General features: G+C 68.2%; 16 protein-coding genes and 2 tRNA genes. 11 read left to right on the plus strand and 7 right to left on the minus strand.

Annotated elements, in window-relative coordinates:
• Positions 1 to 42: 42 nt before the first annotated feature.
• From ABEA33_RS07005 to bcp, 3 genes are all read right to left on the minus strand, one after another.
• The gene (locus ABEA33_RS07005) at positions 43 to 354 is read right to left on the minus strand and encodes a bile acid:sodium symporter family protein (protein WP_345526008.1); all 312 of its coding nucleotides are present in this window, start codon (positions 352 to 354) and stop codon (positions 43 to 45) included.
• A gap of 42 nt (positions 355 to 396) precedes the next feature.
• A tRNA-Leu gene (locus ABEA33_RS07010) sits at positions 397 to 473 on the minus strand.
• A gap of 123 nt (positions 474 to 596) precedes the next feature.
• On the minus strand, positions 597 to 1,094 hold the full coding sequence (gene bcp / locus ABEA33_RS07015; protein WP_345526009.1) for a thioredoxin-dependent thiol peroxidase: 498 nt from the start codon (positions 1,092 to 1,094) through the stop codon (positions 597 to 599).
• A 106-nt stretch (positions 1,095 to 1,200) separates the two neighbouring features.
• Between bcp and ABEA33_RS07020 the strand changes: the two genes are divergently transcribed.
• Genes ABEA33_RS07020 through ABEA33_RS07045 form a run of 6 tightly spaced genes read left to right on the plus strand, consistent with a single transcriptional unit; the run spans position 1,201 to position 4,286 of the window.
• Positions 1,201 to 1,902 carry an energy-coupling factor ABC transporter permease gene (locus ABEA33_RS07020; protein WP_345526010.1) on the plus strand — a complete coding sequence of 234 codons (702 nt, stop codon included), beginning with the start codon at positions 1,201 to 1,203 and terminating at the stop codon, positions 1,900 to 1,902.
• Positions 1,899 to 2,213, plus strand: coding sequence for a PDGLE domain-containing protein (locus ABEA33_RS07025; protein WP_345526011.1), 315 nt, complete (start codon positions 1,899 to 1,901; stop codon positions 2,211 to 2,213). The genes ABEA33_RS07020 and ABEA33_RS07025 overlap by 4 nt, the downstream gene beginning before the upstream one ends.
• A 1-nt stretch (position 2,214) precedes the next feature.
• Entirely contained in the window at positions 2,215 to 2,886 is a 672-nt protein-coding gene (gene cbiQ / locus ABEA33_RS07030; RefSeq protein ID WP_345526012.1) for a cobalt ECF transporter T component CbiQ, read from the plus strand.
• Positions 2,883 to 3,635 carry an energy-coupling factor ABC transporter ATP-binding protein gene (locus ABEA33_RS07035; RefSeq protein WP_345526013.1) on the plus strand — a complete coding sequence of 251 codons (753 nt, stop codon included), beginning with the start codon at positions 2,883 to 2,885 and terminating at the stop codon, positions 3,633 to 3,635. Before cbiQ ends, ABEA33_RS07035 begins: the two co-directional genes overlap by 4 nt.
• Positions 3,636 to 3,691: 56 nt before the next feature.
• Positions 3,692 to 3,946 (plus strand): DUF3618 domain-containing protein, encoded by a 255-nt coding sequence (locus ABEA33_RS07040; RefSeq protein ID WP_345526014.1) that lies wholly within the window; start codon positions 3,692 to 3,694, stop codon positions 3,944 to 3,946.
• 40 nt (positions 3,947 to 3,986) lie between these two features.
• Positions 3,987 to 4,286 (plus strand): GroES family chaperonin, encoded by a 300-nt coding sequence (locus tag ABEA33_RS07045; protein ID WP_345526297.1) that lies wholly within the window; start codon positions 3,987 to 3,989, stop codon positions 4,284 to 4,286.
• On the opposite strand, the gene ABEA33_RS07050 is transcribed toward ABEA33_RS07045, so the two are convergent.
• From ABEA33_RS07050 to ABEA33_RS07060, 3 genes are all read right to left on the minus strand, one after another.
• Positions 4,277 to 4,492, minus strand: a complete 216-nt coding sequence (locus tag ABEA33_RS07050) for a hypothetical protein (protein WP_345526015.1) — start codon at positions 4,490 to 4,492, stop codon at positions 4,277 to 4,279. The two genes, ABEA33_RS07045 and ABEA33_RS07050, sit on opposite strands and share 10 nt — an antisense overlap.
• Positions 4,493 to 4,561: 69 nt before the next feature.
• Positions 4,562 to 4,981 carry a TIGR03618 family F420-dependent PPOX class oxidoreductase gene (locus ABEA33_RS07055; RefSeq protein WP_345526016.1) on the minus strand — a complete coding sequence of 140 codons (420 nt, stop codon included), beginning with the start codon at positions 4,979 to 4,981 and terminating at the stop codon, positions 4,562 to 4,564.
• Positions 4,982 to 5,003: 22 nt separating this feature from the next.
• The gene (locus ABEA33_RS07060; protein WP_345526017.1) at positions 5,004 to 5,321 is read right to left on the minus strand and encodes a hypothetical protein; all 318 of its coding nucleotides are present in this window, start codon (positions 5,319 to 5,321) and stop codon (positions 5,004 to 5,006) included.
• Positions 5,322 to 6,998: 1,677 nt separating this feature from the next.
• On the opposite strand from ABEA33_RS07060, the gene ABEA33_RS07065 reads away from it, so the two are divergent.
• From ABEA33_RS07065 to ABEA33_RS07085, 5 genes are all read left to right on the plus strand, one after another.
• Positions 6,999 to 7,463, plus strand: coding sequence for a hypothetical protein (locus ABEA33_RS07065; RefSeq protein WP_345526019.1), 465 nt, complete (start codon positions 6,999 to 7,001; stop codon positions 7,461 to 7,463).
• A gap of 68 nt (positions 7,464 to 7,531) precedes the next feature.
• Positions 7,532 to 8,077 (plus strand): hypothetical protein, encoded by a 546-nt coding sequence (locus ABEA33_RS07070; RefSeq protein WP_345526020.1) that lies wholly within the window; start codon positions 7,532 to 7,534, stop codon positions 8,075 to 8,077.
• Between the two features lie 47 nt (positions 8,078 to 8,124).
• A complete protein-coding gene (locus tag ABEA33_RS07075; protein WP_345526022.1) occupies positions 8,125 to 8,565 on the plus strand; it encodes a hypothetical protein in 441 nt (146 codons plus the stop codon).
• On the plus strand, positions 8,562 to 12,575 hold the full coding sequence (locus ABEA33_RS07080; protein WP_345526023.1) for a LamG-like jellyroll fold domain-containing protein: 4,014 nt from the start codon (positions 8,562 to 8,564) through the stop codon (positions 12,573 to 12,575). Before ABEA33_RS07075 ends, ABEA33_RS07080 begins: the two co-directional genes overlap by 4 nt.
• 139 nt (positions 12,576 to 12,714) lie before the next feature.
• On the plus strand, positions 12,715 to 13,032 hold the full coding sequence (locus ABEA33_RS07085; protein WP_345526305.1) for a hypothetical protein: 318 nt from the start codon (positions 12,715 to 12,717) through the stop codon (positions 13,030 to 13,032).
• A gap of 217 nt (positions 13,033 to 13,249) precedes the next feature.
• Here the strand turns inward: ABEA33_RS07085 and ABEA33_RS07090 are convergent.
• Positions 13,250 to 13,322: transfer RNA gene (locus ABEA33_RS07090), tRNA-Lys, on the minus strand.
• Positions 13,323 to 13,429: the final 107 nt, after the last annotated feature.

Below are 13,429 nucleotides of genomic sequence, written 5' to 3' on the forward strand. Positions count from 1 at the left end.
AGAGCGTGGCGAACACGAACATGAAGATCGAGTAGACCGCGGTCAGGGTGACGTTGAGCGCCACGTCGCCACGTCGCCGCGGAAGAAGTGGCTGAAGAGGTTGGCGCTGGTCCCGCCCGGCGAGGCGGCGAGCAGCATCATGCCGACCGCGAGCAACGGCGGCAGGTCGAGCAGCTTCACCAGTCCGAAGCAGACCAACGGCAGCAGGATCAGCTGGCAGCCGAGTGCGACCGCCACGGCCTTCGGGGCGCTCGCCACCCTGCGGAAGTCGGCTGGGGTGAGCGACAGCCCGAGTCCGAACATGATGATCCCGAGCGCCAGGGGAAGTGCGACCGTCGTGAGGGCGGAGTCCATGCGCGGACCCCCTCGTGACCGCCGTCATATTGCGCGGAGACTTGGTGCGCCCGGCGAGAGTCGAACTCGCACTGGCCAGGACCTAAACCTGGTGCCTCTGCCAATTGGGCTACGGGCGCGCGACGGCAGTCTCTCAGACCGTCGTACGGCGGGGGTTGTCGGCCGGAACCTCCGGACACGCCGTTGCCGCAACGGCGTGTCGGCAGGTTTCCCCGGGCGGCCGGGGAAACCCCCGCCAGCTCTCAGCGAGGCTCTTCGTCAGCCAGGTTCAACTCGAGATCGCGGCGCAGCTTGGCGACGTGGCCCGTGGCCTTGACGTTGTACTGCGCCAGGAAGACCTTGCCGTCCTCGTCGACGACGACCGTGGAGCGGATGACGCCCTCGACGACCTTGCCGTAGAGCTTCTTCTCGCCGAACGCGGCGTACTCCTTCATCACGAGCTTGTCCGGGTCGGACAGCAGCGTGATGGTGAGGCCGTCGCGCTCCCGGAACTTCGCCAGCTTCTCCGGCTTGTCGGGCGAGATGCCGACGACCTCGTAGCCCGCAGCCTGCAGCGAGGACAGCGAGTCGGTGAAGTCGCACGCCTGCTTGGTGCAACCCGGGGTCATCGCCGCCGGGTAGAAGTAGACGATCACCTTGCGGCCGAGGAAGTCGCCGAGGGCGACCTCCTTGCCGGCGTCGTTGGTGAGCGTGAACTCGGGGGCGGTGTCACCGGGGGAGAGGCGCGCGGGCTGGCTCACAGGGATGGACTCCTTGTCGCAAATAATGTGCAATAACGTACGCTGAGCACGATCTCGGGTGCCACCAACTTATCCCCAGAGCCACGCCAGCTGAGCAGGAGAGCGCATGCACGTCCCCGACGGCTTCCTCGACGCCCCGACCTCCGTCGCCACCGGCGCCATCGCGGCCGTCTGTGTCGGCACCGCTCTCGTCAAGGCCCGCAAGGAGCTGGACGACAAGACCGCGCCCATGGTCGGGCTTGTCGCGGCGTTCGTCTTCGCCGCCCAGATGATCACCTTTCCGGTCGGTGTCGGGACCAGTGGTCACCTGATGGGCGGCGCGCTCGCCGCCGTGCTCATCGGCCCGTGGTCGGCAATCCTGTGCCTGAGTGTGGTCTTCGCTGTCCAGTGCCTGCTCTTCGCCGACGGCGGCATCACCGCGCTCGGCACCAACATCACCTTGATGGGGCTGACCACCGTCGCCGTCGGTTGGCTGGTCTTCAAGGTGCTGCAGGCAGTCCTGCCCAAGCGGCTGTCGCTGGTCCCGATCCAGGCTGGCGTCGGCGCCTTCCTCTCGGTCCCGGTCGCCTCCCTGCTCTTCGTGGGGCTCTACGCGGTCGGCGGCGCGACGCACATCCCGCTCGGCAGCCTCGCGACGGCCATGGTCGGCGTGCACCTGCTGATCGGCATCGGCGAGGGCATCATCACCTTCCTCTCGGTCGGCGCGATCCTCGCCGTACGCCCCGACCTCGTGTACGGCGCCCGCGGGCTGCTCGCGAAGCGTGAGCTCGAGATCAAGCCCTCCTCGACGACGGGAGCCCCCGCATGAAGAACGTCTCGACCAAGTGGGTCGCCCTCGGCATCGCCGCGGCCGCGCTGGTGCTCGCCGGCATCGTCAGCTTCTACGCCTCGGGCTCGCCCGACGGGCTGACCAAGGTCTCGGAGGACAAGGGATTCGCCAGCGCCGAGACCGAACACGGCGCCAAGGACAGCCCGCTGGCGGGCTACTCGGCCAAGGACGTCGGCAACGACCGGCTGGCGACAGGCATCGCCGGTGTTGTCGGAGTGCTCGTCGTGGCCGGTCTCGGCACCGGCCTCGTCTACGTCGTACGGCGTCGCGACCACCAGCCAGCGGCCTGACGTGGGCGCCGGGCACGGCCACAAGCTCCACTTCCACGGGCACTCGCCCGTGCACCGTGCTCCCGCGCACCTGAAGATCCTGGCGCTGCTGGCGTTCATGATCACCGTGGTGGCGACGCCGCGCGACTGGTACCCGGTCTTCGGCTGCTACTTCCTGCTCATCGCGGTCGTCGTCGGCGTCTCCCGGGTGCCCCCGACGTACCTGCTCAAGCGTGCGGTCGTCGAGGTCCCGTTCGTCTTCTTCGCGGTGCTGCTGCCGTTCGTGGCGACCGGGCCGCAGACCGAGGTGCTCGGGGTCAGCGTCAGCCAGCACGGCCTCGAAGCCGGCATCGCGCTGCTCATCAAGGGCACCCTCGGCGTACTCGCCAGCCTGACCCTCGCAGCGACCACCGAGCCGCAAGAGCTGCTGCTCGGTCTCGAGCGGCTCCGGCTGCCGCAGCAGCTCGTGCAGATCATGTCGTTCATGGTCCGCTACCTCGACGTGGTCACCGGCGAGATGCAGCGGATGAAGGTCGCGCGCGAGTCCCGCGGCTTCTCGGCGCGCAACCCGAAGCACTGGCCGGTCCTGGCCCGCTCGGCGGGTGCGCTCTTCATCCGGTCCTACGAGCGCGGCGAGCGGGTGCACCTGGCGATGCTGTCGCGCGGGTACACCGGCAGAATGCCCAAGTCATGACAACTCCCGTCCTCGATGTCCGCGGCCTGGCCTACGCCTACCCGGACGGCCACCAGGCGCTCTTCGGCGTCGACCTGCACGTCCACCAGGGTGAGCGGGTGGCCCTGCTCGGGCCCAACGGTGCCGGCAAGACCACGCTGGTGCTGCACCTCAACGGCATCCACGCCGCCGGCGCGGGGTCAGTGTCCGTCAGTGGCCTCCCGGTCGAGAAGGCCAACCTCACCGAGATCCGGCGCCGGGTCGGCATCGTCTTCCAGGACCCCGACGACCAGCTCTTCATGGGCACCGTGCGCGCCGACGTCGCCTTCGGTCCGGCCAACCTCGGGATCAAGGGCGAGGAGCTGGACCGCCGGGTGATGCACGCGCTCGAGCAGGTCGGCATGGCGGAGTACGTCGACCGCCCGCCGCACCACCTGTCCTTCGGGCAGCGGCGTCGGGTCGCCGTCGCGACCGTGCTGGTGATGGAGCCCGAGATCCTGGTGCTCGACGAGCCGTCGTCGAACCTTGACCCCGCCTCGCGGCGCGAGCTCGCGGACATCCTGCGCTCCCTCGACGTGACCGTGCTGATGGTGACGCACGACCTGCCGTACGCCTTGGAGCTGTGCCCGCGCTCGGTCGTGCTCAGCGGCGGGACGATCGTGGCCGACGGCTCGACGTACGACGTGCTCACCGACGATGCCCTGATGCGGGCCCACCGGCTCGAGCTGCCCTTCGGTTTCGACCCTCGTACGGCGATGCCCCGACCCTGACCTGGGTACGGCGTGGTTGATAACCTCGACCCGCACCCGTCGACAGAGGAGAACCAGTGGCTAAGGACGACTCGTTGTCCGCTCTCGAGCGCGAGATCGAGCAGACCAGGGAGCAACTGGCGACGACGATCGACCAGCTCCTCTACCGGGCGCACCCGAAGACCATCGTGAGCCGCGAGGTCAGCAGCATCAAGGCGCACTTCGTGGACCCGCAGACCGGCCAGCCGCGCACCGACAACATCCTCAAGGTCGTCGGTGGCGTCGTCGGTGTGGTCGCGGTGTTCGCGATTATCCGGAAGGTCGTCAGCTGAGCTCGTGAGCGACTCGTTGGACAGCAAGACACCGATCAAGATGCTCCATGACCGGGTCCTCGTCGAGCTCGACCGAGAGGCCGGCGAACGCCGGTCCTCCGGCGGCATCGTCATCCCCGCCACGGCCGCCATGGGTGCGCGCCGCCTCGCCTGGTCGAGGGTCGTGGCTGTCGGCCCCCAGGCCCGGGCGGTCGAGGTCGGCGACCGGGTCCTCTTCGATGCCGAGGACAAGTCCGAGGTCGAGGTCCACGGTGAGCTGTACGTCGTGATGCGCGAGCGCGACGTGCATGCTGTCGCGGCCGAGCGGGTCGGCGACCAGGCAACCGGCCTCTACCTGTAGCCCTGCTCAGAGGCCCTGTTCACCGGACGAGCGAGAAGGGCGCGGTGCTCTTCACCAGGCGCAGTCCCTTGATGCCGGAGTGTGCCCACGTAGGCGAGCTCCTTGCCGAGGTCGCCGGGCACGCCGGGGGCGCCGGTCGCGATGCGGGTGCCCTCGTCGGAGACGCTGCCGCCCTCGTTGCAGGTCACCTTGGTGCCGAGCGGCATGGACTCGCCCTTGCAGCCGTCGGTGTCCGTTGCCTCGCCGAGGCCCGCAGCGGGGGAGTTACGTCTCGGTCAGCGCAGCATGCCGTAGGCGTGGGTCGGCGCGACCCGCACCACCACACGGCGATCCCGCACCAGGGCGGCTCGATAGTCTTCCCAGTCCTCGTGCTCGCCGGCCAGCGAGCGGTAGAGGTCGACCGACTCGTCGGCAGCGGCGTCGTGCGCGTCTGCCACGACCTCGGAGACCGTCACCTCACCCTCGACGACGGCGTACGACCAGAAGTCCCCGCCGTTGACGTGGATCGCGGCCCACGGCGTACGAAGAAGGTTGACGTACTTCGCCCGGTCCGTTGTGGTCGAGATCCGGATCAGTCCGTCGTCGCCGACCCCGGCGAGCACGTTGGACAGCTGCGGTCGGCCGTCGTGCTTGATCGTCGTCAGGATCGCCTGGCGGTTGGCGCGGACGGCATCGAGCGCCTGCTGGATCTCCATGCCTCCAGCATGCTCGTCGATGTCAACCGCGGCGGCGGATCACGGCGTACGACGTCGCTGCGGTGATCGCGGCGGGGATGACGAGGAGCATCGGGCGCGTTCCCTTGGTCTGCGACGAGAGGATGGACCAGCTCGACTGGTTCGACAGCACCGACGAGTCGCTCTGGTGGGACAGCACGGAGAGGCGGCTCATCGACGACCCGATGGACAGGAAGGACGCGAAGGAGCCCACGCTGGCCACCGACAGCGCGGACCCGACGGATCCGATGCTGAGCACCGAGCCTTCCGACCACAGCGACAGCACGCTGTTGCGGGACTGGAACGACAGGAGGCTCGCCATGACGTCAGGCTGGCTGGGTCTCGCCCAGGATGATCCGCATCGACAGCTGTACCTTCGGCGGAATCGTCATGCTGAGAATTCTGCCATGGCTCTTCGTGCTGAGCGCCGAGACGCACGAAGGGCCGGGAACCTGTCGGTTCCCGGCCCTTCGACGGTGGTACGGCCTCAGGGCCTCGAACCCCGAACCCGCTGAGTAGGAGTGATAGTGCTTCTGGGCGTTCACCGAGGCTCATCGCGGATCACGTGAGCCCTTGATTTGAGCGTGAATCCTCTCATCTGCCATCCGCGGAGATCATCTGCTCGCATTCTCAATTCCGGGGGTTTTTCGGGGGTGGAACTCGGGTGACCCCCGACCACGCGACACGGCAGACTGAGGCACCACCTGCCGTCGCTTCGACCCCCATGTCGGCACTGGGTCTGATCGACAAGCAACGCCCGGCCTCAGCCGGCGGCCGCACCTGGCGACCTGAGGACATTGCCGGTTGTGGAGGGACTCGGTGCAATTCGAAACTCGACGCCGTCTAGGTGTCCGATCGGGGTCGGTCGAGGTGGCTTCGTGCTTGTGAAGGGTCGCGGCGGATTTCGCGACGTTCCGAATCAAGGAAGAGGTGGTTCCAGTGGGAAAGGCGCCGCAGGCACTGGCGGGTCGGGATCGGGCTCGGGATGCCCGGCTGCAGGCGGCACGGGAGCGCCGGGTGAGGCTGGACCCGGAGCAGCTGGCCCGGGAGCAGCGCATCGACGAAGCGGTGGGTCGACGTCGAGGTGGCCTGGGAAGCGCGCAGCGAGGCTTAGCAGGCCGTCGTCGCTGCTGAGATCGCGGCCACGGCCGCGATCGAGCGACTCCTCGCGGAGCGGCTCGCGGTCAAGGACGTCATGCAGCTGACCGGACTCGACCAGGCGACAGTGCGTCGACTGCGTCAGCTCGAGACCGACACCACGACGTCGCCGGCACCACTGTTGAGGGTGCCGACGTCGAGGTGGCGTGCTGGCGTGACAGCCGACCATCGTGACCGGCCGCAGGCGGCAGCACGAGCTGCTGCGCTCGTGGTCGGGTTGGCCGCTGGCCTATCCTGATCGACCGCGCCGAGGTCGCCCACGCTCGGGAGGCCGGCTGGTCGGGCACCAATCACCACGACCCGGAGACGGGGGAGCGGATCCTCGGCACGGCTGGCGTGCTCGGGTTTGGCGTCGATGGCGTTTGGCACAACCCGGTCGAGGTGATCCCGTGGACAGAAGTCGAAGCGATCGCGCGCGGCGCCCGACGAGGTCCGTAAGCAGTTGGTGGAGTTCCGGGTGAGGCCTACGTGGGCGAGCACGAGGCCTTCGGGGCCAGCGGCGTGCTGCCGGTCGTAAACCGCAACTTCGGTTCGACGACCTGGACCTCGCTCGCGTAACGCTCGTACGTACACCGCGGCAGTCGCCAGTCTCGTTTCCCGGTCCCGGCTTCCGCATGGGGGCCGATCGGCTCGAGGTCGTGGTCACGAATGACCAGGCCAGATGGCGCAACTGGGCCTGGAAATGGTTGACCGGTCCTTTTATTGCCTGAATCTGCTGTTTTGGTCGCATTTCTCGGGTAACGGCACACACTGAGCGAAACGACCGAACCTTGCTGGGCAACCGCCCGGCACTGTGGTCGCCCATGGGGGAGAGCGTTGCCTCCACATTGAAGGATTCGCCATGGCTACATTCACCAAGAAGAAGATCGTCGCCCTCACCGCCGCCTTCGTGATCGTCGGCGGCGCTGCCTTCGCCTACTGGACCGCGGGGGGCGAGGGAGGGGGCTCGGCGGACACCGGGACCAGTGAGGTCGTCACGATCGTCCAGACGGCTCTGGCGGACGATGCGCTGTATCCCGGCGGCGAACCCGTCGCTCTCTCCGGCACCTTCACCAACGACAACGACGGGCCGACCTATGTCGGCCAGGTCTCGGTGGCGATCGAGGTGGACTGGGACGCACAGGCCGACCTCGGGGCTCCCGCCTGCACTGAAGCGGACTTCGAGCTGGTCCAGCCGACCGCTACCAACGGTGATGTCATTACCGGAACGACCTGGGGCGGTGGCTCCATCCAGTTGGTGAACGCTGCAACCAACCAGGACAACTGCAAGAGCGTCACGGTTCCGCTCGTCTACACCAGCAGCTGACCCGCTGAATCCAGGTGGCGGTCCGGCCCACGCGTCGGGCCGCCACCTTCAGGTGCGAAAGGGGCGAGATGACCATGCCGACAACACGACGCCGCGCGATTCTGGTCGGCCTGCTGGTTGGACTTCCAGTTGCGCTGTTCGGCGCGCTGCTGGCGGTCTGGGGCCTGGCCGACCGTTACCGGCCCATGGGCGGCACCGCTTGGTCGACCTCCCACCCCCACCAGCCGCACGTGGCATGGGGCACCTCGGTCAAGATCAGCGGGACGACGCGGAAACCGCTCCGGCCCGGCGTCTCGTCGCGCGTCAGGCTCGGGTTCACGAACCAAGGACTGAAAGCCGTCTCGCTGCGTCACGTCAGGGTCACCATCAGCAGCATCACCGCTCCGCAGGCAAGCCCAGAATATCCGTGCACTCGGGCGGACTTCCGGGTCCGGCCGATGCGGGCACGTCCGTTCGTTGTGCCCGATGACGGGTTCACCAATCTGGTTCGCCTCGGCGTTCCGGGGTGGCAGTGGCCACGCCTCACGATGCGCAACCGGCCGGTGAACCAGGACGGCTGCAAGGGCGCCAGCCTCAAGCTCAGCTACCGCGGATACCGAGCGTGGTCAGGGTGAGGGTCGCCCCGAGACATGCCGCGCGCGGAGCGATTCCGCTGGCCCTGATGATCCTCCTCGTCCTCCTGGCGGCCGGTTCCGCGACGGCGTACTGGGTTGCGTCGGGAAGCGGCTCGGACTCCGGGAGCACCGCCACCACGGCATCAGTGACGCTGAGCCCGGCCACCCCGTCGGCGGCGCTGTTCCCCGGCGGACAGGCGTCGGTGGCACTGACCATCACCAATCCCAACCTCGCCAGCGTCCGGGTCGGCTCTCTTGCGCTGGACACCAGCCGAGGGTCCGGCGGCTTCGCTGTCGACGGCGCGCATGCTGGGTGTGTCCTGTCTGCCCTGTCGTTCGCGACCCATACCAACGCGGGCGCGGGCTGGACCGTCGCCGGCAGCGGGAGCCTGTCGGTCACTCTCACCAACGCACTCTCGATGACAGCCTCCGCGGCCAACGCCTGCCAGGGCGCCACCTTCACGGTGTACCTCACGGCCGGCCCGTGAAGCGGCACCTGGCGACGCTCGCAGCTGCGGTCGCCCTGACCATCGTGGCGGCCACGGCCTGGGCCTACTGGACCTCCGGCTCGGTGCCTGGCGGCAACGGCGCCGCCGCGGCTTCGGCTCTCAACCAAGGTGCAACCCCGAGCGTCAGCGCCGTAGGGCACACCCTCACTGTGAGCTGGACCCCCGGCACCCTGTCGAGCGGTCAGGCGGTCAGCGGCTACCTCGTCAAGCGCTACGACGCTGGCACACTCGCCCCGCAGACGATCCTGTCGGCGTGCGCCGGGACGGTCACGGCAACGTCCTGCGTGGAGAGCAATGTGCCCAACGGGTCGTGGAAGTACGCCATCACCCCGGTCTTCGCGACCAACTGGCAAGGTCTGGAGAGCGCCAAGAGCGCGACGGCGCAGGTCGTCGTCGACCCCACCGCGCCAGTCAACGCGATCACGCTCTCGTCGGTGACGGGCGGTGCCTTCCTGAGCAGCGGCACCGTCTACTACCGCGGCGCCGCTGCGGGCAGCCTCCGGGTCACCAACGCCGTCACCGATGCAGGACCGGGTCCTGCCTCCAGCCAGACGAGCACCCTGACCGGCACCTCAACCGGCTGGACTCACACCGGGTCGACGGTCTCGACGCCGTCCGGAGGACCGTACGAGTCCAACCCGTTCGTCTGGAGCGCCGCGACCACCACGTCGCCCCAGGTCACCGTCACGGGGCGCGACGCGGACGGGAACTCCGCGCCCACGACGCTGAGCATGATCAACGACTCGACAGCGCCTACCGCGTCTGTGAGCTATCCGGATGGCAGCTCCACGGGAACCTCAGTGACTGTCACCTTGTCTGCCAGCGACGGCGGCGCCGGCATCGAGACCCGACTGCTCCAGCGGGCGTCGGCTGCCCTCACCGGGAGCACCTGCGGTCCCTTCGGCTCCTTCGCAACGGTGGCCGGCGGCATCAACCCCAGCTCGCCGGTCAGCGACCCAGTGGCCCAGGACTATTGCTACCAGTACCGGTACGTCATCGACGACCACGTCGGCAACCAGCAGATCGCCACCAGCGCCAGTGTCGTGTCCGTGTTGCCGCGGACCTACGTCAACACGATCAACACCGCGAACGGTCTGGTGAGCTACTACCGGATGGGCGAGGCCACGACATCCGCCGACTCGATGGCCGGGACCGCCGGCGCCACCCTGCAGAGCCGTAACGGCGAGGTCGGGGCGACGTGGACCAAGCATGCCTCGTCGAACGCCGATGCCGTGCTCACCGACGCCGGCCGGCTCCGCAAGAATGGCACCTCGACCGGGCAGTCGCTCTACTCCGCCTCCGCGCAGCCCGCCACCCCGAACTACACCGTTGAGGCCGACGTCTACGTGAGGTCAAACCTCGCCGGAGACATGGCCGGCGTGGTCGGTCGGATGGATCCCAGCAACGCCAATGGCACCTACTATTTGGTGCGCTACGAACAGTCGGGACAGAAGTGGGTTCTGTACAAGAGAGTCAACGGCTCGTTCGACTGGCTGGGTGAATCGGCGACGCAGGCGCTGACGTCGCTGACGACGTACCGGCTTGCCCTGGACATGAGCGGCACGACGATCCGGGTCCTGGTGGACGGAGTGCAGCTGATCTCGGCCACCGATTCCGCCATCTCCGCCGCCGGCCGCGGTGGGGTCCTCTTCGGGTTCGGCGGTGCGGCGACAACTGTGACCAACCTCCTCGGCTTCCACGTCGACAACTTCCGGATCAGCCCGCCGCTGATCGACTCCAAGAGCAGCAATCACGGCACCTGGTTTGGCGGGGCGACCCTGGGCGCAACCGGCGCGATCGCCGGCGAGTCCAACACCGCTGCCTCCTTCGACGGGTTGAATGACTTCAGCACAGCCGCACGCCAGATCTCCGACGACTTCTCCATCGAGTTCTGGTTCAAGTCGACCCAAGGCATCGGCACCGGAAGCGACTGGTCGGCGGGTGCCGGCCTGGTCGACGCCTCGGTCCCAGGGGCGGCCAACGACTTCGGTGTCTCGCTGCGCTCCGACGGCCGGTTGGTCGCGGGAGTGGGCACACCTGACGTATCGATCGTGTCGACCTCGGGCGGCCACAACAACGGTGCCTGGCACCACGTGGTGTTCACGCGCACCCAGTCGACCGGCGCGCTGGCGCTGTACGTCGACGGGGCTGCCGCCGGGACCGCCACCGCCCACACCGCGGCGCTCACCAGTCCGACCAGCATCAGCTTCGGACGCGTCCTGGGAGGCAGCAACTTCTTCCTCGGTTCGTTGGACGAGGTCGTGCTCTACAACACCCCGCTGAGCGGGGGAACAATCGCCAGCCACTACAGCCTCGGTTCCGTGGGCCAGGACCTGGTAGGCCCGACGGGCGGCTCCGTCGACGCCAGCGGCCTGGTGGGCACCGGCTCCCGCTACGCAGCCTCGACGACGCTGAGTCTGGTCCTCGCCAAGGGAACGGACCCGAGCGGTGTGGCGACGACCGGCAACACGCTGGTGCGGGCGACCGCGACCCTGGCCAGCGGCAGTTGCGGCACGTTCGGCACCTACACCCTCATCGCCGGTGGGACCGACCCGGTGTCGCCGAAGACCGACGTCGTCATCGACCAGGCCTGCTACAAGTACCGCTACGTCGTGCTCGACACGCTGAACAACGCCGCGACGTACACCAGTCCCGACATCAAGGTCGACCTCACCGCACCCGCGGCGCCGTCGCTCGCCCACACGCTGTTCACCAACACCTGGTGGCCCGGGTCCGGAGCCACTGTCTACTACCGCTCGGCCGCTTCCTCCGGATCGTTCAGCGCCACCGCGACAGCGACCGATACGGTGTCCGGAATCGCCAGCTATGGGTTCCCCGCTCTCGGCACCAACTGGACCTCCACGCCGGGTGCCCTAGGCGTGAACACCTACTCGTGGTCAGGCGCACCGGCGGCACCAGGGACACAGAACGTGACGGCGACCAACAACGCCGCCGGCACCTCCTCCAACTCGCCGTTCACCCTGACCGTCGACGACACCGCCCCCTCGGCCGGCACGGTAACCCCGCCCAACGCCACCCAGACCAGCACCACGGTCAGCGTCGCCTACACGACCGGCACCGACAGTGGGTCCGGCCTCGGGACGCGCCTCCTCAAACGGCAGTCCGCCCCCCTGACCGGCACCACCTGCGGCACCTACGGCGGCTGGACCACCGCCGCCACCAACCCGGTCTCCTCGCCGTTCAGCGACACGGTGACCGGCGGGTTCTGCCACCGGTACCAGTACCTGGTGTCCGACAACGTCGGCAACCAGGACACGGCAAGCAGCGCGAACGTCGTAGCGGTCTCGCCGGTGTACGCCGACACGGTCCTCGCCACCACCGGCCTCTACAGCTACTGGCGCATGGGCGATGCGGTGGGCTCGACGGTGATGGACGAGATCACGGCGACCAACAACAACGGCACGTACTTCAACGCGCCTACCCGGGGCGTGGCTGGTGCGCTGCCCGGCGACGCGAACACCGCTGTCCAGTTCAACGGAACGAATCAGTATGCGACCGCCGTGCGGCAGCTCAGCGGCAGCTTCTCCTTGGAGATCTGGGTGAAGTCGACCCAAAATTACGCCAACAACCCCGCCTGCGCCCAGTGGAATCAGGGCGCCGGCCTGATCGACGCCATCGTCGGTCCCAACGGCGACGACTTCGGCATCTCGATGTGCTCGGGGAAGATCCTCGCGGGCGTCGGCAGCCCCGACGTCACCATCGTCTCGTCGGCGACGTACAACGACGGCAGCTGGCACCACGTCGTGTTCACCCGCACCCAGACCAGCGGCGCCATTGCGCTCTACGTCGACGGCGCATCGGTCGGCACCGCGACCGGCAGCACCTCCGCGCTCACCTCGGCGGCCAACCTGAACTTCGGGAGAAGCAACTCCACCCAGTTCTACTTCGCCGGGACCCTCGACGAGGCCGCGCTCTACAACACGGTGCTGTCACCGGCGACCGTCACCAGTCACTACGGCGCCCGCTGACGGCCCGGACGCCGTGGTCAGCGGGCAACCGGCCCACACCAGCCGGCCGGAATCGTGGTCGACCACCACCGACAGGTACCGCTGCCCGCGCTTGTATGCGATCGCATCGACACCATGGCACCGCCGCCACTGTCGGCCCATGCGGTGGGTCGTCGTGATCCTCGCCGACGACGACGGGGAGCTGCTGGCGGTGGGAGAGGCGCGCATCCGAGGCACCAAGACCGCGCGCAGCGACCGGGTCGTGGCGATGCCGGAGTGGCTGACGGCTCGGCTACGCGACCGCGCCGAGCGTTTTGGTACGAAGGGACTCGTCTTCCCTACCCCTGGCCGTTGGGGCACGGCTAGCCGCGAGAAGGAGCGCGATCGGCGGAAACGTCACGTGCCACCTCCGGGTGCTCCTCAACGACGCCGGGATGGCCTGGGCGACCGCTCACGCCTTCCGCACTACGGTCGGTGACGTGGTGACCAAGGGCCTGAACGGGCGCGGAGGCAGCGAACATCCTTGGCCACGCTCGCGCGTCCACGACCTATGACCGCTACAGCGACCGCCGGCAGCGCCCTACGGGCGCCGTTGGCGTGCTCGCAGATGTGGCCTCGTGATCTGTATTCCGGGGGGTGGGTCGGAATGAGCAGTGCCTCTGATCTGCGTTCATGCAGGTCAGAGGCACTTTCTGTACGGCATCAGGGACTCGAACCCCGAACCCGCTGATTAAGAGTCAGCTGCTCTGCCAATTGAGCTAATGCCGCGCGTGGTGAAGCGACGTGAACGATACCAGCGGGGAACCATCGAGAAAAATCGAGGGGCGCCACCGCGGGACGTCATGCGGACGGAGCAAGCGGACACTCCATCCGCA

This window comes from Nocardioides endophyticus (genome assembly GCF_039543845.1).
Lineage (GTDB): Bacteria > Actinomycetota > Actinomycetes > Propionibacteriales > Nocardioidaceae > Nocardioides > Nocardioides endophyticus.

Coding starts and splice junctions, on each gene's coding strand:
- ABEA33_RS07045 (WP_345526297.1), top strand. CDS start 3,987: ATGCTCCATGACCGGGTCCTCGTCGAGCTCGACCGAGAGGCCGGCGAA.
- ABEA33_RS07020 (WP_345526010.1), top strand. CDS start 1,201: ATGCACGTCCCCGACGGCTTCCTCGACGCCCCGACCTCCGTCGCCACC.
- ABEA33_RS07070 (WP_345526020.1), top strand. CDS start 7,532: ATGACCATGCCGACAACACGACGCCGCGCGATTCTGGTCGGCCTGCTG.
- ABEA33_RS07060 (WP_345526017.1), bottom strand. CDS start 5,321: ATGGCGAGCCTCCTGTCGTTCCAGTCCCGCAACAGCGTGCTGTCGCTG.
- ABEA33_RS07085 (WP_345526305.1), top strand. CDS start 12,715: ATGCGGTGGGTCGTCGTGATCCTCGCCGACGACGACGGGGAGCTGCTG.
- ABEA33_RS07050 (WP_345526015.1), bottom strand. CDS start 4,492: ATGCCGCTCGGCACCAAGGTGACCTGCAACGAGGGCGGCAGCGTCTCC.
- ABEA33_RS07055 (WP_345526016.1), bottom strand. CDS start 4,981: ATGGAGATCCAGCAGGCGCTCGATGCCGTCCGCGCCAACCGCCAGGCG.
- ABEA33_RS07025 (WP_345526011.1), top strand. CDS start 1,899: ATGAAGAACGTCTCGACCAAGTGGGTCGCCCTCGGCATCGCCGCGGCC.
- ABEA33_RS07075 (WP_345526022.1), top strand. CDS start 8,125: ATGATCCTCCTCGTCCTCCTGGCGGCCGGTTCCGCGACGGCGTACTGG.
- ABEA33_RS07005 (WP_345526008.1), bottom strand. CDS start 354: ATGGACTCCGCCCTCACGACGGTCGCACTTCCCCTGGCGCTCGGGATC.
- ABEA33_RS07065 (WP_345526019.1), top strand. CDS start 6,999: ATGGCTACATTCACCAAGAAGAAGATCGTCGCCCTCACCGCCGCCTTC.
- ABEA33_RS07035 (WP_345526013.1), top strand. CDS start 2,883: ATGACAACTCCCGTCCTCGATGTCCGCGGCCTGGCCTACGCCTACCCG.